This window comes from Thiorhodococcus minor, assembly GCF_010820565.1.
Classification (GTDB): Bacteria; Pseudomonadota; Gammaproteobacteria; order Chromatiales; family Chromatiaceae; genus Thiorhodococcus; species Thiorhodococcus minor.
Genome location: NZ_JAAIJQ010000021.1, coordinates 1 through 18,364, shown reverse-complemented (window position 1 = coordinate 18,364; position 18,364 = coordinate 1). Strand labels below are relative to the sequence as shown.

The 18,364-nt window shown below is 63.5% G+C and carries 17 protein-coding genes and 2 tRNA genes; 8 read left to right on the top strand and 11 right to left on the bottom strand.

Going from position 1 to position 18,364, the window contains the following annotated elements; genetic code table 11:
- The first annotated feature begins 3 nt into the window (after positions 1–3).
- On the top strand, positions 4–255 hold the full coding sequence (locus G3446_RS09045; RefSeq protein WP_245232393.1) for a hypothetical protein: 252 nt from the start codon (positions 4–6) through the stop codon (positions 253–255).
- On the top strand, positions 240–530 hold the full coding sequence (locus tag G3446_RS09040; RefSeq protein WP_164452505.1) for a type II toxin-antitoxin system RelE/ParE family toxin: 291 nt from the start codon (positions 240–242) through the stop codon (positions 528–530). The genes G3446_RS09045 and G3446_RS09040 overlap by 16 nt, the downstream gene beginning before the upstream one ends.
- Before the next feature lie 43 nt (positions 531–573).
- Here the strand turns inward: G3446_RS09040 and G3446_RS09035 are convergent, their stop codons facing one another.
- Positions 574–3,846, bottom strand: coding sequence for an efflux RND transporter permease subunit (locus G3446_RS09035; protein ID WP_164452504.1), 3,273 nt, complete (start codon positions 3,844–3,846; stop codon positions 574–576).
- On the bottom strand, positions 3,839–4,930 hold the full coding sequence (locus G3446_RS09030; RefSeq protein ID WP_164452503.1) for an efflux RND transporter periplasmic adaptor subunit: 1,092 nt from the start codon (positions 4,928–4,930) through the stop codon (positions 3,839–3,841). Before G3446_RS09030 ends, G3446_RS09035 begins: the two co-directional genes overlap by 8 nt.
- A gap of 247 nt (positions 4,931–5,177) precedes the next feature.
- Here G3446_RS09030 and G3446_RS09025 point away from each other — a divergent pair, with 247 nt between their 5' ends.
- The 6 genes from G3446_RS09025 (at position 5,178) to G3446_RS09000 (ending at position 8,981) form a co-directional block, all read left to right on the top strand.
- On the top strand, positions 5,178–6,995 hold the full coding sequence (locus G3446_RS09025; RefSeq protein ID WP_164452502.1) for an AMP-binding protein: 1,818 nt from the start codon (positions 5,178–5,180) through the stop codon (positions 6,993–6,995).
- Positions 6,996–7,039: 44 nt separating this feature from the next.
- Positions 7,040–7,113: transfer RNA gene (locus tag G3446_RS09020), tRNA-Gly, on the top strand.
- Positions 7,086–7,448, top strand: coding sequence for a putative signal transducing protein (locus G3446_RS09015; RefSeq protein ID WP_342450076.1), 363 nt, complete (start codon positions 7,086–7,088; stop codon positions 7,446–7,448). The genes G3446_RS09020 and G3446_RS09015 overlap by 28 nt, the downstream gene beginning before the upstream one ends.
- Positions 7,445–8,506 (top strand): A/G-specific adenine glycosylase, encoded by a 1,062-nt coding sequence (gene mutY, locus G3446_RS09010; protein WP_164452501.1) that lies wholly within the window; start codon positions 7,445–7,447, stop codon positions 8,504–8,506. Before G3446_RS09015 ends, mutY begins: the two co-directional genes overlap by 4 nt.
- A gap of 13 nt (positions 8,507–8,519) precedes the next feature.
- Positions 8,520–8,792, top strand: a complete 273-nt coding sequence (locus G3446_RS09005) for an oxidative damage protection protein (protein WP_164452500.1) — start codon at positions 8,520–8,522, stop codon at positions 8,790–8,792.
- Positions 8,793–8,905: 113 nt separating this feature from the next.
- Positions 8,906–8,981: transfer RNA gene (locus G3446_RS09000), tRNA-Phe, on the top strand.
- 250 nt (positions 8,982–9,231) lie between these two features.
- Here G3446_RS09000 and G3446_RS08995 read toward each other — a convergent pair.
- The 9 genes from G3446_RS08995 to G3446_RS08965 all read right to left on the bottom strand — a co-directional run bounded on the left by G3446_RS08995 (position 9,232) and on the right by G3446_RS08965 (position 18,212).
- A complete protein-coding gene (locus G3446_RS08995) occupies positions 9,232–9,495 on the bottom strand; it encodes a hypothetical protein (protein ID WP_164452499.1) in 264 nt (87 codons plus the stop codon).
- Between the two features lie 119 nt (positions 9,496–9,614).
- Positions 9,615–9,809 carry a hypothetical protein gene (locus G3446_RS08990; protein WP_164452498.1) on the bottom strand — a complete coding sequence of 65 codons (195 nt, stop codon included), beginning with the start codon at positions 9,807–9,809 and terminating at the stop codon, positions 9,615–9,617.
- Positions 9,810–9,988: 179 nt separating this feature from the next.
- Entirely contained in the window at positions 9,989–10,270 is a 282-nt protein-coding gene (locus tag G3446_RS08985) for a helix-turn-helix domain-containing protein (protein WP_164452497.1), read from the bottom strand.
- The gene (locus G3446_RS08980; RefSeq protein WP_164452496.1) at positions 10,263–10,574 is read right to left on the bottom strand and encodes a type II toxin-antitoxin system RelE/ParE family toxin; all 312 of its coding nucleotides are present in this window, start codon (positions 10,572–10,574) and stop codon (positions 10,263–10,265) included. The genes G3446_RS08985 and G3446_RS08980 overlap by 8 nt, the downstream gene beginning before the upstream one ends.
- Positions 10,575–10,745: 171 nt before the next feature.
- Positions 10,746–11,198, bottom strand: coding sequence for a tyrosine-type recombinase/integrase (locus G3446_RS27595; protein WP_425338386.1), 453 nt, complete (start codon positions 11,196–11,198; stop codon positions 10,746–10,748).
- A 27-nt stretch (positions 11,199–11,225) separates the two neighbouring features.
- Entirely contained in the window at positions 11,226–11,768 is a 543-nt protein-coding gene (locus G3446_RS27590) for an integrase arm-type DNA-binding domain-containing protein (RefSeq protein ID WP_342450075.1), read from the bottom strand.
- Between the two features lie 38 nt (positions 11,769–11,806).
- Complete coding sequence (locus tag G3446_RS28655) at positions 11,807–11,935, bottom strand: hypothetical protein (RefSeq protein ID WP_280818795.1); 129 nt, start codon at positions 11,933–11,935, stop codon at positions 11,807–11,809.
- Between the two features lie 383 nt (positions 11,936–12,318).
- The gene (rpoH, locus tag G3446_RS08970; RefSeq protein ID WP_164452495.1) at positions 12,319–13,155 is read right to left on the bottom strand and encodes an RNA polymerase sigma factor RpoH; all 837 of its coding nucleotides are present in this window, start codon (positions 13,153–13,155) and stop codon (positions 12,319–12,321) included.
- Positions 13,156–13,739: 584 nt separating this feature from the next.
- Entirely contained in the window at positions 13,740–18,212 is a 4,473-nt protein-coding gene (locus G3446_RS08965; RefSeq protein ID WP_164452551.1) for an Lhr family helicase, read from the bottom strand.
- Between the last annotated feature and the right edge of the window lie 152 nt (positions 18,213–18,364).

The window sequence follows — 18,364 nt, the reverse complement described above, 5'->3', positions numbered from 1 at the left end:
AGCTTGATCTGGCACAGCCGCCGGCATAGTGTTCTCGACACGGCCAATCGACTGGGCTCCAATCTCATGCAGAATGCCAAGCAGGCGGTCATGGAAGTGCTCCGTCAGCTCCCTGACGACGCGACACTGGAAGAGATTCAGCATCGGATCTATCTGATCTCGAAGACGCGAAAAGGACGCGAGGACACCGCCCGCGGACGCGCCTATCTCAATACCGAAGCCAAGCAGCGGCTGGATCGATGGCTGGAGAGCTGATCTGGTCGCGCACCGCACTGGACGACATCGAGGCGATCGCCGCCTGGATCGCCCGCGATTCCAACATTCACGCGTGCGCACTGGTCGAGCGCATGCTGGAAAGCGGCGAGGCCCTGCTCCAAACGCCGAGCACGGCCAGGCTGCTGCTCGAGCTGGACGGCACTCGGATCTTCGCCCAGCCGGCCGGCGCCTTTCACCTCATCTACGAGCGCCAGGGAGAGGACTTCCATGTCCTGGCGATCATCCATGGAGACCCGGTCGAGCAGAGCCGCTAGTCCATTGCGCCTCCCGCGCGCGCCGCTCGACCGACCATGCCCATCAGCCCGTTGCGCTCCGAATCCACTCCACCCGCTTGCGCATCACACCATAGTAGACCACGGGGATCACGACCAGTGTCAGCACGGTCGACACGAAGAGGCCGAAGAGGAGGGAGACCGCGAGACCCGAGAATATAGGGTCGTCGAGGATGAACACGGCACCGGCCATGGCCGCGACAGCGGTCAAGGCAATGGGCTTGGCGCGCACGATAGCGGAACGGATGACGGCCTCCGCGAATTCGGCGCCCTCGCGCACCTGCTGATTGATGAAGTCCACGAGCAGGATGGAGTTGCGGACGATGATGCCTGCCAGGGCAATCATGCCGATCATCGAGGTCGCGGTGAACTGGGCGCCGAGGATGGCGTGCCCGGGCAGGATGCCGATGAGCGTCAGCGGGATCGGCGCCATGATGACCAGCGGCACCAAATAGCTGCGAAACTGTGCGACCACCAGCAGGTAGATCAGGACGAGCCCGACCCCATAGGCGATACCCATGTCACGGAAGGTGTCATAGGTCACCTGCCACTCGCCGTCCCACTTGAGGCTGTACTCGTAGGGGTTGGTCGGCGCCTGCCGATACCATTGCTCCAATCCCTTTTCGTCGCTCAGCGTCCCGGCGATCTCGAAGAGGCCGTAGAGTGGACTGTCCAGGTCGCCCGCCATGTCCCCAGTCACGTAGACGACCGGCAGCAAATCTTTGTGGTAGATGCTGTGCTCACGGCTCCCGTCGACCACCTGCACGATTTCCGAGATGGGCACCAGATCGCCGGAGGCCGATCGCACCCGCAGCGCGAGCACCTGCTCAAGGTCGGCCTTGTCCGCCTCGCTGTACTCGACCCGGATCGGCACGGCGTACTTCACATTGGCGCCGTGCAGGAAGCTCACGTCCTCGCCGTCCAGCACAGTAGCTAGGGCGGTCGCGATACTCGACTGCTGCACACCCAGACGTGCCGCCTTAGCACGATCCACCAACAGGGTCAGCTTCTTGGCCGGGTGCTCCACCGAATCGTCGACGTCGACGATGTCCGGCGTGCCCTCGAGCACCTCCCGGACCGCCTTGGCGATGCGGATCTGCCCGGCGTAATCCAGCCCGTAGACCTCGGCCACCAAGGGCGACAGCACCGGCGGACCGGGCGGGATCTCGACGATCTTGGCATTGCCGTCATGGGCGCGCGCGATCTCCTGCAAGGGCCCGCGCAGGTCGAGGGCGATGCGATGGCTCTTCTTGTCGCGATGATGCTTGTCGACCAGATTCACTTGGAGATCGCCGAGGTGGGCACCCTCGCGCAGGTAGTATTGACGTACCAGGCCGTTGAAATTGATTGGCGCCGCGACACCGGCGTAGGACTGAAAATCCGTAACCTCGGGCACAGTCGCGAGGTAGTCGCCCATCTCGGCGAGGACGCGCGCCGTCTGCTCCAAACTGGCCCCTTCCGGCATGTCCAGGACGACCTGGAATTCGCTCTTGTTGTCGAACGGCAGCATCTTGAGCACCACGGTGCGGTTGACCGCCAGGAAGACGGAGCCGCCGATCAGCAACAAGACGCTAGCGAGCAAAAGCCAGCGATTCAGGATGCCCTTGCGTCCGGCCAGGAAAGGCCCGATGAGCCGGCGAAAGAGGGCGTCGAGCGGACCGGCCTTGGGCGCAGGCCCCTGCCCCTCGTCCGCATGCTCATGCCCACCATGACCCGCCGCATTGGCGCCCCCCAGCATGAAGCGCGTCATCCAGGGTGTGAAGACGAAGGCCACCATGAGCGAGATCAGCATCCCCATGGAGGCATTGATGGGGATGGGGCTCATGTAAGGCCCCATGAGACCGCTCACGAAGGCCATCGGCAGCAGGGCCGCGATGACGGTGAAGGTCGCGAGGATGGTCGGTCCGCCAACCTCGTCCACGGCACGCGGCATCAGCTCGAGCAGCCAAGCGGCGCGGCTCTGGCCCGCCTTGGCGCGTGACATCGCCATGTGCCTGTGGATGTTCTCGACGACCACGATGGCGTCGTCCACCAGGATACCGATGGAGAATATCAGCGCGAACAGCGACACCCGATTGAGTGTGAAGCCATAGGCCCAGGAGGCGAAGAGCGTCAGGGCCAGGGTCACGATGACCGCCGCGCCCACGATCACGGCCTCGCGCCAGCCGATCGCAAAGAGCACCAGCAGCACCACGGAGGCGGTCGCGAAGGCGAGCTTGCTGATCAGCTTCTTGGCCTTGGCGTCCGCCGTCGCGCCATAGTTGCGCGTCACCGTGACCTCGACGTTCTCCGGAATGAAGATGCCCTGGAGCTGATCGAAACGATCGATGACATCCTGGGCGACCTCGACCGCGTTGACGCCCGCCTGCTTGGCGACCGCGATGGTCACCGCCGGGGTCGTGCCGATCAGGTCGACACCCACCTGCTCGGCGCCTGCGCCGGCCCCCATGCGCACATAGGTCTCCGGCTGCTGAGGGCCGCGCTCGATGGTGGCGACGTCGCGCAGGTAGACCGGCCGGCCGCCATGCAGCCCGACGACCAGATCCCCGATCTCCTCGGGGGAGGCGAGGAAGGTGCCGGCCTGCACCAGGATCTCCGCGTTGTCGGCCGTCACGGGCAGATTGTCGCGCGAGAGGTTCGCCGCCTGCAGGGCGTTGCGGAGATTCGACAGGTCGATGTTGTAGCCGGCGAGCGTCTCGGGCTTCAGGAGCACGCGCACAACCTGATCCGGCACGCCGACCGTGTAGACGTCCCGCGTACCTGGCACCCGCTTGAGCTCCTGCTCGATGGCGTGCGCCACCTTCCCCAGTCCATAGGCTCCGAGCGCGGGATCTCTCGACCACAGCGTCGCCGTGAGAATGGGGACGTCATCGATACCCTTGGGCTTGACGATGGGCGTGCCCACGCCGAGATTCGGCGGCAGCCAGTCCTGATTCGACTGCACCTTGCTGAAGAGGCGAACGACGGCGTCGGTGTTGTCCTCGCCGACCTTGTATTGGACCGTCACCACGGCCATGCCAGGGCGCGAGACGGAGTAGACGTGCTTGATGCCCTTGATCTCCGAGAGCACCTGCTCGGCCGGTCCCGCCACCAGGTGCTCGATCTCGGTGGCCGAGGCCCCCGGATAGGGGATGAAGACATCGGCAAAGGTCACGTCGATCTGGGGCTCTTCCTCGCGTGGCGTCACCATGACGGCGAAGAGGCCCGCCAGCAGCCCGACGAGGGCGAGCAGCGGCGTGATCTCAGTGGCCTGGAACCGCTGAGCGATCCGGCCTGAAATGCCCAATCGCTCAGCCATGCGTCTGCTCCGCCCTGTCCTGACGCAGCTCCTCGAGCTGCGACTTGAGCGCGACGCCCGCGGCGATGGGGTCGAGCGCGATCTGCTCGCCCGCACTCAGCCCGGCGAGGACGACGTAGGCATCCGGCAGCAGCTTGCCGAGGCGAACCAGCCGGAACGCAATGCGGCCGTCGGGACCGACGACATAGACCCCCGTCACCTCGGAGCGATGCACCACGGCCTCGCGCGGGACCGTCAGGGCGGACTTCTCGCCGATCACGAAGCCCGTCTTGACCAGCATCCCGGGAAAGAGAGCCTGACGCTGATCGCCGTTGGTCGGCGGAAGGTCGATACGCACCTTGAAGGTATTGGAGCCAAGATCGGCAAAGGGAAACACGGTGATCTTCCCGCTCTCGACGACCTCCCCGTCCGGCAGATAGACGCGCACGCGCGCATCCGAATCTTCCGGCGTGCGCACGGAAGGGATGACGCTCTGCGGGACGTCGACGATGACGCGCAGCTCGTCGAGCGAGATGCCGCTCATCACTGGGGAGCCGGGGCTCGCGATCTCGCCGAGCTCGACATGACGATGGGTCACGATCCCGGAATAGGGCGCGCGAATCTTGGTGTAGGCGAGCTGCTCCTGCGCCTGCTCCAAGCGAGCCGTTGCGGCATCCAGGTCTGCCTGAGCGCTCGCCAGATCGGCCTCTGCCTTGTCCATCGCGGACTCGGAGACGTTCCGCTTGCGATAGAGGCCGGCGACCCGCTCGTATTCGTCCTTGGCCTGCTGCAGCCGTGCCGCCGCGGACTTCAGATCGGCCGCGGCCTGGCCGACGCGGGCACGGTGCTCGGTATCCTTGAGACGCGCGAGCACCGCTCCTTTCTCGACGACGTCGTCGACGTCGTAGAAGAGGGCCTCGACCTGGCCTTGCGTCTGTGCAGAGACGGTCGTCCGGTTCACTGCCTCGATCACGCCGTCCAGCTTGTATTCACGCGGCAGAGGCTGAGACTGGACGCGCGCCGTTTCCAGTGTGCTCGCAGCTAGGGCCTGAGCCGCGAGAAGCAGCAGCAAAGGTGCGGCTGCAATCATCTTGAAATTCACCATGGCTTCCTCGGTCCTTAAATATTAGCTTTTACTAATATTCTATTCACAGGCGAAAATGCAAGTGAAATTATCAATATAGCCAAACAACGAAGGGCGCCGACAGGATTGCAAAAAGATGACTCCCTTTATACCGTTTGCATCCCTCCCGGAGACGGCGATGAATGCGACCGAGCCACTGCCCGGCGGGAATCACAGGGGAGGCACCGGCGCCCCGAAGGTGACAAACGACAGCGTGAGGACGACTCTAGTGAGCCAATGGTCCGAGGATTTGATCGCGGTAGACCGCGCCAAGACCCTAGACGGTCTGTTCGTTCAACGCGTCTCGCGATCACCCGACCGGGTCGCCTATCGGTATTTCCAGAAAGGCACTGGCTGGCAACAGCTCACTTGGCGGGAAATGGGTCAATGGGTGGCGCGCTGGAATCACGCACTGGCAGGTGAGCCGCTCGATGCCGGTGATCGCGTCGCCATGCTGCTGCGCAACTGCCCGGAGTGGGTGATGTTCGACCAAGCCGCCTATGCGCTGGGTCTCGTGACCGTTCCCCTCTACACGGACGACCGCGCGGAGAACGCCGCCTATATCCTGCAGGACGCGGCGGTAAAGGTGCTCTTGGTTCAGGATGCCGGGCGCTGGCGGCGTCTTGCCGAAGCCGTTGGAGATGCCCCCTGGCCACTGCGCGTCGTCATCCTGGAAGCCAGCCCGGCCGCCCGCGCCCTGGCGGAGTCGGACCCCAGGGTGGTGGTGGCCGAGGACTGGCTCCCCGAGACGGCACCGCCCCTGACCCAGCGCAACGACGACCCCCGCTCGCTGGCGACCATCGTCTACACCTCCGGCACCACAGGTCGCCCCAAGGGCGTGATGCTGAGTCACCGCAACATCCTGACCAACGCCCACTCCGTCCTGACCCTGATCAACGTCTACGGCGAAGACCTCTTCCTCTCCTTTCTGCCGCTCTCTCACATGCTGGAGCGGACGGGCGGCTATTACTTGCCGCTCATGGCCGGCTCCACTGTCGCCTATGCGCGCTCCATCGGGCAATTGGCGGAAGACATGCAGAGCATCCGGCCGACTGTCATGATTGCGGTGCCTCGTGTCTTCGAGCGCGTCTACCAGAAGATCGCCGACCAGCTCGAAACTGGCCCCACACCGGTGCGCTGGCTGTTCCGCTTGGCGGTCGCATCAGGCTGGCGCGCCTTCCTGCACGCGCAAGGACGTGGCGGCTGGCATCCGCTGCTGCTGCTTTGGCCGATCCTCAAACGCAAGGTCGGCCAGCCCGTGATCGACAAGCTCGGCGGCCGCCTCAGGGCAGCCGTCAGCGGCGGGGCATCGCTCCCGACGGGCGTTGCCCACACCTTCATCGGTCTCGGGCTGCCGCTCATCCAAGGCTATGGGCTCACGGAAACCAGCCCCGTAGTGAGCTTCAACCCGCTGGAAGACAACATCCCAGAGAGTGTCGGCGTCCCCATCCGGGGCATCCAGACACGCATCGGGGCGGATGACGAGCTCCTGGTGAAAGGGGACAACGTCATGCAAGGCTACTGGAACAATCACGCCGCGACGACCAAGGTCCTGAGCCATGACGGCTGGCTGCACACCGGGGATCAAGCGCACATCGAGAACGGCCACATCTACATCACCGGCCGCATCAAGGACATTCTGGCGCTTTCCAACGGAGAAAAGGTACCGCCTGGGGACCTGGAGACGGCGATCGCCATGGACCCGCTCTTCGAGCAAGTCGTCGTGCTCGGCGAAGGACAGTCGCACCTCTCCGCCTTGCTGGTGCTCAACGCCGATCTTTGGAGTGGACTGGCCAGAGAGTATGGCCTGGACCCGGACCGCCCGGAGAGCCTGGAAGACGCTCAGCTGCACAAGGACATCGTCAAGCGCATTCGACTCGCGCTCAAAGATTTCCCTGGCTACGCCAAGGTTCGGCGCGTCACCCTGACGCTCGAGCCCTGGTCGATCGAGAACGGACTACTGACACCGACATTGAAGGTGAAGCGAAACAAGGTCGTAGAGCGTTACCAGGAGCACATCGAGGCCATGTACGCCTTTGAGGGATGATGCTTGCCATCCAGTATCGCTCTGCTTACACTTAGCCGCCTAGTGCGGGTGTAGTTCAATGGTAGAACCTCAGCTTCCCAAGCTGATGACGTGGGTTCGATTCCCATCACCCGCTCCAAGCTCCCTCACATGCAGCAGCTCTACCAAGCCCGAGACCGGATCGAAGCGCAGATCCTGCACGACTTCCTGGATCGCCACCTGATCGAGACTACCATCCTCGGGGACTACCTCTCAGGTGCCATCGGCGAGCTGCCGGCGGATATCTACCCCACACTCTGGGTCATCTACGACGGCGATCTCGACCGGGCGCGAGAGCTGGTCGCCCGCTTCCTTCGCGGATCCGAGCATCGCGGCGAGCTGGGCTCCTGGACCTGCGAGAGCTGCGGCGAAACCGTCAGCGAGGGCTTCGATCTCTGCTGGCGCTGCGGCCAAGAGCGACCCGCGCCAGCATGACCCCCCCAGGAGACTTTGCACAGCGCCTCCTGCACTGGCGCGACCGCCATGGCCGGACCGATCTGCCGTGGCAGCGAGACCGCACGCCTTACCGCGTCTGGGTCTCCGAGATCATGCTGCAGCAGACTCAGGTCGCCGTCGTCATTCCCTACTTCGAGCGCTTCATGGCCCGCTTCCCGGGCCTGATCGAACTCGCCGAGGCCGACTTGGAAGGGGTGCTGGCCCATTGGTCAGGGCTTGGCTACTACGCCCGCGCACGCAACCTTCACCGCGCCGCCCGCGAGATCCGCGATCAGCATGGCGGATGCTTTCCGACCGATCTCGCAGCCGTTCAAGCCCTACCGGGAATCGGCCGCTCCACGGCGGGCGCGATTCTTTCTCTCGCCTGCGGCCAGCGCCACCCGATCCTGGACGGCAATGTGAAGCGTGTGCTGACACGCCACTTCGGCATCGAGGGATGGCCCGGCAAGAGCGATGTCTTGGCTAGGCTGTGGGGGCTTGCGGAGGGCTGCACACCGGCCGAGCGCGTCGGGGACTACAACCAGGGCATGATGGATCTGGGCGCGACCATTTGCACGCGACACCGTCCAGCGTGCCAAGACTGCCCCGTCGGCAAGAGCTGTCTCGCCCGCGCACAAGGCCGGCAATCCGAGCTGCCAGCCCCGAAGCCACCCAAGGCCCTACCCACGCGCGCGACATTGATGCTCGCGGTTAGAAACGCGGACGGCGAGATCCTCATGGAGCAGCGGCCTCCGACAGGCATCTGGGGTGGACTCTGGAGCCTGCCCGAGGTCGCCGCCGAAACGACACCGGAGCAATGGTGTCTGACGCACTTCGGCGCCAAGCCGAGCCAGGTTGAAATGCTGCCCCAGCGGCGTCACACATTCAGCCATTACCGACTCATCATCCAGGTTGCCGCGCTCCGGGTCGAGACGACGCCAAACGCGATCGGCGAGCGATCGGATCTGCGCTGGGAGCCCATCGCCAATGCGCAGCAGCTCGGCCTTCCGGCTCCGGTCAGTCGGATACTCTTGGAAATCCTGAACAAATCAGCCTAGCTTGGAGAATCTCATGTCCAGAATGGTCCAGTGCATCAAGCTCGGACAGGAAGCCGAAGGACTTGATCGCCCGCCCTACCCCGGCGATCTAGGAAAACGCATTTTCGAGCAAGTGTCCCGCCAAGCCTGGCAAGAGTGGCTCCGCCACCAGACGATGCTCATCAACGAGAATCGCTTGAGCCCCATGGACCCGAAGGCCCGCAAGTTCCTGGAGGGTCAGATGGAGCAGTTCTTTTTCGGCGACGGGGTCGAGAGGCCCACCGGCTATGTACCCCCAAAGGAGTAGACCAAAGTGCACGACTTCGACACCAGATAGCGAAGAAAACTCCTTGACGGGCAGGCTCAAGGTCGCTTTAATACGCAGCTCAACTTGATCGGATCCGAATCAAGTCGAGCATTGCCCAGGTAGCTCAGTTGGTAGAGCAGCGGACTGAAAATCCGCGTGTCGGTGGTTCGATTCCGCCCCTGGGCACCAAATAAAAACAAAGGCTTATCGCTGCATCTGCGATAGGCCTTTTTTCTTGGTGCTACCTGGGTGCTACCTCAGGCTCGAAATATCCCACCTAATCCCGCCTGATCCCGCGCACCGTTGCAGGCTGAGCGGTGATGCGGCGGCCTGGCTCCACTCCAATCTGAGCCAGGCGACAGCGCATCAAGCCACGCCAGCCCAAGGCCACCTCACTGCAGCCCCGGGACCTCTTGCCCCTGGCGCCTCCTGAAGGCATTCATTTCGCGTCGATCATCGTCGCTTTGGCCGGATCGGTTGCACAGGCCTCCGCGTACTCCTCCATGACCTCGAGCGCCTTTTCTTCGGCGCCACCTGGATTCCTGATCACCGCGATCGCCAAGTCGCCCTTCGCTGCGCGCTGGGCCTTCGTGTGGCCGAGCACTCGCTCAACCCGGACGAAGACATCAAGGCAGCTCTGGCACGCCCTCTCAACGACGCATGGCCTGATGCCGCACCAGATGCATTTGACGGTGTCGCTCATGACGTCACGCCCATTCCGAGGAGGAAACCCGAGAACTCGGCGTTGGCTCTGACTCGGATCGTCTGGAGGATCTTCCACATGAAGACCTCAAGCTCTGGCTCGAGGCCGGCGCCGTCGATCTAAATCAATGCGTCACCGCGCTGCAACGCCTCCGCCTGTGCCTGCACGCGCTCGATCTCGGCCTCGGCGAGCTTCTTCTGCAGGTCGAGCGATTCCTGGCGCCGCTTGTTTTCAAGGTCGATCTGGTCCTCGATCGCGAACTTATCGCGCAAGCTATCGGCCTGGGTGAAGTTGTCGAACAGGCCGCCGAGCAAGTCGCCAGTGCTCGAGATGGTGGTATCCAGTCGGCCAGGGAAATCGGGATCGGGGCACAACGTGGCATCGCGTCAACCGCTCAACTGCGAAACTCAAGTCAGATGAGTAGGATGCCCGTCATCGCTACGAAACGGTATCAGGACTTCCATACGGGACCTCTAGGCTTGGCGTAGCCGGCTCAGGGGCGCAGGGCCTCCGGGTGGCGCGATGCGACCCTCAGCAGCGCCAGGGCAGGGCCGCGGGGCTGACGCCGGCCTTGCTCCCAACCTTCCAGGGTTCGGCGACTCACTCCCAGCAGGGCGGCGAAGGCGTCTTGCGTGAGCCCCATCCGCTCGCGGATCGCACGGGCGTCGGGCTCTGACACCTCATGGGTGCGCAGCTCGACCTCACCGCGCTGGTGCGCCTTGATCTCGCGGATCCCGGCGAGGATCTCGCGCCCGATGTCACGCTCATCATTCATCACTGATTTCCTCCGCGATCGCCCGTAGCACGTGGGGCGGAATGTTCGATTGGTCGTTCTTGGCGTAGAGGGTCAGCAGCCAGACTTGACCGGACCTATTGCGCCAGTAGTAGATGATCCTCAGCCCTCCCCGCTTGCCGCGGCCGGAGCCCGACCAGCGCAGCTTGCGGACGCCTCCGCTACCTGGCACCAGGTCGCCAGCATCCGGATGAAGCATCAAGGCGGCTTGCAGGGCGGCGTACTGGTCGTCTGTGAGATACCGCGCAACCAGGCGACTGAAGAGGGAGGTTTCGATGAAGACCATACGGCCAATGATACGCCAAAGACGTAGTATCGACCCGCACCGGCTCCTGGCCGCTGCGGCCCGGTGTCAGGCGCCAGCCTGGCTCTTGGATGGCAGAGGCAAGGGCACCAGGGCCGCGCTCGGCTTCAAGCCCATGGCGCTGAGATAGAAGTCGGTCACCGCCTGCATCGGCTAGCGCAGTCGCTCCACGTCATACCCGATGTAGCCAGCCGTCACGTCGTTGCGCATCCGGTGATTGACCAGGCGCTTGATGGCGTAGGCGGAGATGTCCAGCCGCTCGGCCGTGGCGACGAAGGTCCGGGGCAGGTCGTGGAGCGTGAAGGCGACGCCTGAGCAGGCTGCAACCTTCTGCATCTGCTTGTGAACCGTGCTCAAGTATCCGGTCTTGCTGGTCTGGCTCGGGAAGACCAACCGCGCGGCGAGCACGATCTGCTCGCCCCAGTCGCGGATGAGCTCCGCATGGGCTTCCCGCCGCCGCGACAGCAGGTCATGCAGAAAGTCGGACAGGGGCAAGGTATGAGGGGCGTGGTTCTTGGTGTCCGGGACGGTCAGGGTCCGGCCGTACAGGTCGACGTGCGCCAACTCCATACGTGCGCCCCCTCGGCGCAGTCCGGTGAACAGCAACAGGTAGTCGCGGGCGGTCTCGGCCTGCTAGCCCGGGTGCTCGCTCGTCAGACCCATGACGGCTTCACTCCAGGGTCGGAACTGGTGCTCCTTGATGAAGGTCCGGCGCCGCTCGACCGCGTACCAAGCCCGCTTGTGCGAGATCCGCGTCACCGGGTTACCGGGGAACAGGGGTGCCCCCTGCTCGTCCTCGTACTCGCCCGCGGCGAAGTTGAGCAGGGCGCGCAGAAAGCGCATGGCGAGGTTGGCGCGGGCCTCCGAGTGCTTTCCAAGCTGGCAGTGCCGGTTGGCAACCATGTCGCGGGTGATGTCGGCGACCGGCTTGCGCTGCCAATCCTGGAACGCCTTGTCCATGAGCTGGCGATAGTCGGCGATGGTGCGCAGCTTAAGCGTCTTCCGATCCTTGAGATAATCCGCGAACACTTCACCAAGCGTCAAACCACGCGCCCTGGCGGCCTTCTTCTCGAGGTTCGGATTGATCCCATCGGCCAGCTTGGAGGGCGCCGCCTGCGCATTCCTGCGAGCCTGCTCGATCGCCATGTCGGGGAACCGTCCAAGCGTGACGCGCACTGGCTTCCCGCCAACCTTACGGTACGCCTGGAAGCTCTTCACTCCGCGCTAGTGACGGCGATCAGGAGCCCATTCACCTTGGTGTCGTGGAAGTAGGCGCGCTTTCCCGCCTCCGGCTTTGGCAGATCCCCAAGGGCCTTCTTCGTGAAACCCAGTCGCTCGGCCATGCCTGCACGCCTCCCGCCCCCAGACGAGCCTGAATCCCGGTGCTACCGCAACCGTGAAACCCGGTGAATCTCGGTAGATCCGGAAGGAAGCGTAACCTGCTGATTCATAAATACAGATCGGACTCTGTGTATCTTGAGGCTTTAGACCCAAGGCGTGACACCCTCTCGCCGCCCCACAACCCCCCACCCTGACCGCGGAAGATTAGGCACCTCAATGGACCTCGGCAGGCCTTCCGCCGAACAAGTGGCTGCAGGGGCTCCATCCAGGGGTCTGGACGCCCTACCGACCGCACGCCCCTTGAGCACTCGAGCAAAAAAAAGACCCGCTGAGCGCGGGTCTGTAGGTTCATCGAGATTGTGCAATCGAAGGAGCAGCGGCGACATCAGACTTCTAGCTGCAGTCGAACCTTCTTCATCGCGTTCTTTTCGATCTGCCGAATGCGCTCCGCCGATACACCGAACTGCTCGGCCAGCTCGTGCAGCGTCTGTTTCTTCTCGCGCAGCCAACGCTCGTAAAGGATCGTCTTGCTGCGATCATCCAGGCCTTGCAGGGCGGCATAGAGACGCTGCTTTTGGTCGCGATCCGTATCCTCCCTCTCGAGCAGGCGCGCCGGCTCCATGCTGATATCCGGCAAGTAGGTCGACGGCGCGCTCGGCGCGTCGTCATCGTCGTCTTCCAGGCCGTCGAAGGACAGGTCTTGATTCGCTAAGCGCGACTCCATCTGGAGCACGGTCTCTGGCTTGACCCCGAGGTCAGCCGCAACATCTTCGACTTCTTGCTTGGTGAACCACCCCAGCCGCTTCTTCGAGCTGCGCAGGTTGAAGAACAGCTTACGCTGGGCCTTCGTCGTTGCGACCTTGACGATCCGCCAATTCCGCAGGATGTACTCGTGAATCTCGGCGCGGATCCAATGGACTGCGAAGGAGACGAGCCGCACCCCCATATCGGGCTCGAAACGACGCACCGCCTTCATCAGGCCCACGGTTCCTTCTTGAATGAGATCGGGCAGCGGAAGACCGTAGCCAAGGTAGCCGCGCGCGATCCGAATGACGAACCTGAGATGCGAAGTAACCAGCCGTCGCGCAGCCTCCTGGTCGCCATGGTCTCGCAGCTGGACTGCAAGCGACTTCTCTTCCTCAGGGGTCAGCACTGGGATCTGATAGGCGCTGCTGATGTAAGCCTCGATCGTGCCTGTCGGCATGGTGAAGTCTTTGGCCATAGTCGTGAATACCTGAGCGTTAAGTTCGGATAAAAATCCTAGCACTGCAGTGTGTTATTTACCAGCACTTTCAACGAGGTATTGGAGCGAATCTCTCGTCTCAAGTTTCATCCGACTCTAGGCGAGAAACCAGGTTTGCACAATGCTCTTTCAGCGGATACCTAGATCGTATGTTCCGATGAGAGCGATAGCCAAGGCTTATACAATAAAAATTCCCTTTATTATCAATTTTTTAAAAACACGACATCACAAACGCCGACCTTTGCGGCCTAAGGAGTACCGCTAACGCACTGTCCAGGTTGCAGGCAGTAAAAACGTTCAAAAAGCGAACAAAAGGCCCACGACGAACAGCGGTGGCAACGAAGCTCCACTGGGAATCTAGGACATTTTTCAAGCAAAGTGAAATTGTGCAATGGGCGAGATGCGGCGATGAGACGGACGACAACCGCGCGATACACCAGGGTCTAGTCCAAAACGACAGGCGCGTACGATCGCCGGCCCAGCCTCGGCGCGACAAGGATACCGTCTGCCATCGAGCGGCCCAGGCGATCAGAGGCCCACAGGCGCGCGCCTCGGACTCGTCACTAGGGAAGATTTCTGCTCCGCGTGAGCAGGTCGTAGTCCGCCTCGAAGCCCGCGGACAGAAAGGATGCTCTCAACGGCGACTCGATCACCGAAACCCCATCGATCGACCGGATCCGCAAGGGCTTGCGGCCAAGAGCGAAAAGCCGATTCAGGCTGACGATCGCAAGCCGCAAGTCGGCGCCTTGGTCGTCGTCGAGGTAGGCGAAGGTCATCACCTGCCTTCCACCAGATGCGATGTAGAGCAGCGGTCTCCCCGCCACAAGGACGACATAGGCCCCGACGCTGCGCTTCGGGATCTGGCCGGCAGCAGTCTCCGGCCAGGGCAGCAGGGTGCCAAAGGGGCTCGCCGGATCCGCAGCCGCGAGAATGGACACCGCATCCTGCCCGTAGCCGTCGAGAGGACGCTCATCCTCCCTGGCCGCCCGCAGCCGCTCGACAGCGGCTGCCAGCGCGAACTGCGCCCCCGACAAGCCCTCTACGAAGTAGCCGCGACGCACGGCACCAGACTCCTCCATTTGCTTGAGCACCTGATACAAAGGGCCGAAGCCGCCAGGCAATCCTTCAGCCTGCACAGCTTCTCGGCTGACCACGCCGTAACGCTCGAGCAGCATCCGTGCGCGTGCGAGGGCGCGCTCGGTATCCGAGCAGGGAGCCAAGAGACCGGCAACCAAGGACCAACGCCCACCCGCCAAGATCGCCGACCTGCCCCGTTGGCGTTTCGACGGCCCGGCGCCGAGGGCGCGCAAGGGCGCAAAGGTGTCGTTGGTGATGAGCCCGGCCCAAACCAGATCCCAAAGCGCCGATGTGACGACATCCTGCCCCTCGAAACCAGCCTTCTCCAATGCCTGTATGAGCTCGGACAAGAAGCAGGCACCCCGCTCTTCGAGGTAGCGCAGCATCACAGCCTGAGCCGAGTCAGGGTCGATTGCGTCACGCTGTTGAGTCAGCGCTAGCGCCTCGAGGAGCTGCGGGATTGCCGCACGGCGATAGATAGCGATGCGTCCGTCCTTGGGTCCGGCCGCCGCACAGCCGACCCAGACGATCCGCCCAGTCGCGGCAAGCATATCGAGCGCTTCGGGCCTAAGCTTCGCGACTCTCGCAGGCAGGATGGCCTGGTTGAGCAAGCCCCAGGACAGCGTCAACCCCTCGAGCGGGAGCAGCGCCCGCAGCAGCGCATCTGCCGTACCCTGCGTCTCCTCCCCGACGCCTTGCCAGGCCGGCAGGAAGCGCCCCAGCGCCGATCCGTCGACGGGAGCGACAGCGTCGCGCGCCTTCGCGAGCGTCCGCCGCCGGATCTGGCGCATGATTTCCTGATCGCACCATTCGGGCGTACTGCCAAAGGGGCGAATCTCGCCCTGTACAACATCACCTCGCAGCTCGAGCAGGCGGAGCACAGGCTCGACCTGCCCAGCCCTCAGCCCGAAGCGCCGAGCCGCCTCCAGGGTCGAAAATGGGCCATGCGTCCGCGCGTAGCGCAGCAGAAGCCGCTCCAAGGAATCCCCGCCCCCGGCCAAGAAGGCGTCCGGAAGCCCTGGTGGCGGCACACAGCCAAGGGCGTCGCGATAGAGACCGGCGTCTTCCGCCGCGATCCAGCGTGCTTCGCCGGCCATCCTGACGGAAACCGCGCGGCGCTGCTCCTCCAGCACCTCCAGCCAAGGCGCCGGGTCGTCGTCACAGCGACGCTTGCTCTCCTCTACCGTCAGATCGCCCAGCCGACGCAAGAGGTCTTGCAGCTCGTCTGCGTCGCGTGCCTTCCGACCGGGCGTGCGATGCTGAAGCTCGTCCTCGACCTGATCGAGCACCTCGGAGTCGATCAGGTCCCTGAGCTCGGCTTGACCCAAGAGCTCGGCCAATAGGCTCCGGTCCAAGGCGAGCGCCTGTGCGCGCCGCTCGGCGATGGGGGCGTCCTGCTCATAGATGTAGGCGGCGACATAGGCAAAGACCAAAGACCGCGCGAAGGGCGAGGCGCTGCGCGTCTCGACCTCGTGGAGGCGGATCGATCTTGAGCTGAGCGCGCGCAGGATGGTCTCGAGACCAGCGAGATCGAAGATGTCGCTCAGCGCCTGTCGATAGGTCTCGAGCACGATAGGGAACGACGGGTATCGCTTGACCGCGGCGAGCAAGCTCTGCGCCTTGAGCCGCTGCGCCCACAGAGGCCGCCGCCCCTTGGCGGAGCGTCGCGGCATCAAGAGGGCACGCGCCGCATTCTCCCGGAACAAAGAGGCGAACAGGGCGCTGTTTGCCAGCTGTTGTGTCACGCGCTCCTCGAGCTCCTCGACCGGAGGCAGCAAGTCGGACAGCTCGGGCAGCGCGTCCCCGTCGGCGATCCGCAGAACGATGCCATCGTCCGTGTACATCACCTGGATCTCGAAGCCTTCGCGGCGCTCAAGCCCCCATTGAATGGCCATTGCCCAGGGGGCATGAATGCGGGAGCCGAATGGCGTGAGGATGCAGAGACGCCAATCACCGAGCTCGTCCCTGAAGCGCTCCACGACGATCACACGATCGCTCGGCACTTCGCCGGTCGCCTGACGCTGCTCGGCGATATAGGCCGCGAGATTCCCGGCGGCCATATCGTCGAGCGGCGCCTGCCCCATAATCCAATCTTGGGCCTTCGTGCCACGCAGCTGCGACAGCCGGCGACAGAAAGCACCAAGGGCATGGCCCAGCTCGAGCGGTCGACCTGGTCCTTCTCCCCGCCAAAATGGCAATCGACCTGGCTCGCCTGGTGCCGGCGAGACCGAAACACGGTCACGCGTGATCTCCTCGACGCGCCAAGTGGATGATCCGAGCAAGATGCAGTCGCCCGCCTTGGTCTCGAAGACCATCTCCTCATCCAGCTCCCCGATCCTGGGTCCGTCAGCGCCGACGTAGACGGCGTAATTACCGCGATCAGGGATAGTGCCACCATTCAAACGCGCCGCCATCGCCGCGGCCTTGCGAGGACTCAAGACATCCTTGGCGCGGTCCCAGCTCAGAAGCGGCTTGATATCCGCAAAGTCAGTGGAGGGAAAGCGCCCCGACAGCATATCGAGGACAGCCTCCAAGGCTGCGCGCGAGAGGTCCAGATAGGGACCCGCACGGGTGATCAGGGCGTAGACTTCCTCAACGGAGCGATCCGCTCCGCAGCAGTAGGCGGCCACCTGCTGGGCCAGCACGTCGAGGACGTTGCGCGGCATCCGCGTCGGCTCCAGCTCGCCAATCAGCATTCGCCCCGCAATGACAGCAGACTCGAGCAGGTCACCGCGAAACTTGGGGTAGATGCGGGCATTGCTGATCTCACCGACACCATGGCCAGCACGCCCAACACGCTGCAACCCCCGCGCGACGGAGCCCGGCGACTCGACCAGTAGCACCTGGTCAACGCCCCCCATGTCGATGCCCATCTCCAACGAGCTGGTCGCGACAATCGCCTTGATGGCCCCCCGCTTCAGTCCATCTTCGATCTGGACCCGTTGCTCGTGACTCACACTGCCGTGGTGCGCCAATGCGATCTCTTCGCCGCCCCCGTCTCCCTGAGCCATCTCGTTCAGCCGGTGGCAAAGCCGCTCGCAAAGTCCGCGACTGTTGACGAAGACGATGGTCGAGCGGTGCTCTTGGATCTCTTTCAGGAGTGACGGGTAGATCGCAGACCAGATTCCACGATCCTCGGAGACGCGGTCCAGCGGGCGGCGATAGAGCTCCCCAAGTATCGATCCGCTAGACGGCTCCGACTCCCGAGGCGCAGGGGGGCGCTCCATGTCTGCGACCGGCACCTTGATTTGGAGGTCCAGGCTGGGCGCTGCACTACAGTCGAGGATCTCGACCTTACGGCGGCCTGCGAGGAAGCGGGCCGCCTCATCGAGCGGCCGAATCGTCGCCGACAGACCGATGCGCTGTGGCTCCCGATCGCAAAGCGCGGTCAGACGCTCCAGAGACAGGGCCAGATGTACGCCTCGCTTGGTCGCGGCAAGCGCATGAACCTCATCGACGATGACCGTGCTCACCGTCTTGAGATTCTCCGCAGCGCGGGAGCCGAGCAGGAGATAGAGCGATTCCGGCGTCGTCACCAGAATGTCTGGTGGGTCTTTCAGCTGACGAGAGCGCTCTTTCGAAGAGGTGTCTCCGGTTCGGACACCGACATGCGGCATCGACGGAGCTTGCTCAAGCCCTTCATGAAAGCGAGCGATGCCTGCCAGCGGAGCGCGTAGGTTGCGCTCAATATCGTAGACTAGCGCCTTCAGAGGAGAGATATAGAGAACCTTGACACCAGCAGGCGAGCCTTCTCTAGGCTCGCACGCCCCGGACGCGGGACGCATCAGACGATCGATCGCCGAAAGAAAGGCGGCAAGCGTCTTGCCGCTGCCTGTAGGTGCCGTAATCAGAACATGGGCACCCGAGGCGATCAGCGGCCAGCCACGGCGCTGAGCCTCAGTCGGCTCATCGAAGCTCTGCCTGAACCATTGGATTGTTGCCGCACCGAACCCTTCCATTCCCGCCCAAATGGGGCCAGAGCGGCGTGGCATCTAGTCCGCCTGGAGCGTTGACCGGGGCGGCATTTTCTCGCACGCGCAAGAAAAAACCCCCGTCACTGAGTGGCGGGGGTTTTGGGATAAGGCCCTGGCGGTGACCTACTTTCGCATGG

Excerpts from the sequence above, each read along its gene's own strand:
- G3446_RS08965 (WP_164452551.1), bottom strand. The coding sequence starts at position 18,212 with ATGGAAGGGTTCGGTGCGGCAACAATCCAATGGTTCAGGCAGAGCTTC.
- G3446_RS08980 (WP_164452496.1), bottom strand. The coding sequence starts at position 10,574 with ATGGTCTTCATCGAAACCTCCCTCTTCAGTCGCCTGGTTGCGCGGTAT.
- G3446_RS08985 (WP_164452497.1), bottom strand. The coding sequence starts at position 10,270 with ATGAATGATGAGCGTGACATCGGGCGCGAGATCCTCGCCGGGATCCGC.
- rpoH (WP_164452495.1), bottom strand. The coding sequence starts at position 13,155 with ATGGCCAAAGACTTCACCATGCCGACAGGCACGATCGAGGCTTACATC.
- mutY (WP_164452501.1), top strand. The coding sequence starts at position 7,445 with ATGACCCCCCCAGGAGACTTTGCACAGCGCCTCCTGCACTGGCGCGAC.
- G3446_RS09035 (WP_164452504.1), bottom strand. The coding sequence starts at position 3,846 with ATGGCTGAGCGATTGGGCATTTCAGGCCGGATCGCTCAGCGGTTCCAG.
- G3446_RS08995 (WP_164452499.1), bottom strand. The coding sequence starts at position 9,495 with ATGAGCGACACCGTCAAATGCATCTGGTGCGGCATCAGGCCATGCGTC.
- G3446_RS09040 (WP_164452505.1), top strand. The coding sequence starts at position 240 with ATGGCTGGAGAGCTGATCTGGTCGCGCACCGCACTGGACGACATCGAG.
- G3446_RS09005 (WP_164452500.1), top strand. The coding sequence starts at position 8,520 with ATGTCCAGAATGGTCCAGTGCATCAAGCTCGGACAGGAAGCCGAAGGA.
- G3446_RS09030 (WP_164452503.1), bottom strand. The coding sequence starts at position 4,930 with ATGGTGAATTTCAAGATGATTGCAGCCGCACCTTTGCTGCTGCTTCTC.
- G3446_RS28655 (WP_280818795.1), bottom strand. The coding sequence starts at position 11,935 with ATGGCCGAGCGACTGGGTTTCACGAAGAAGGCCCTTGGGGATCTGCCA.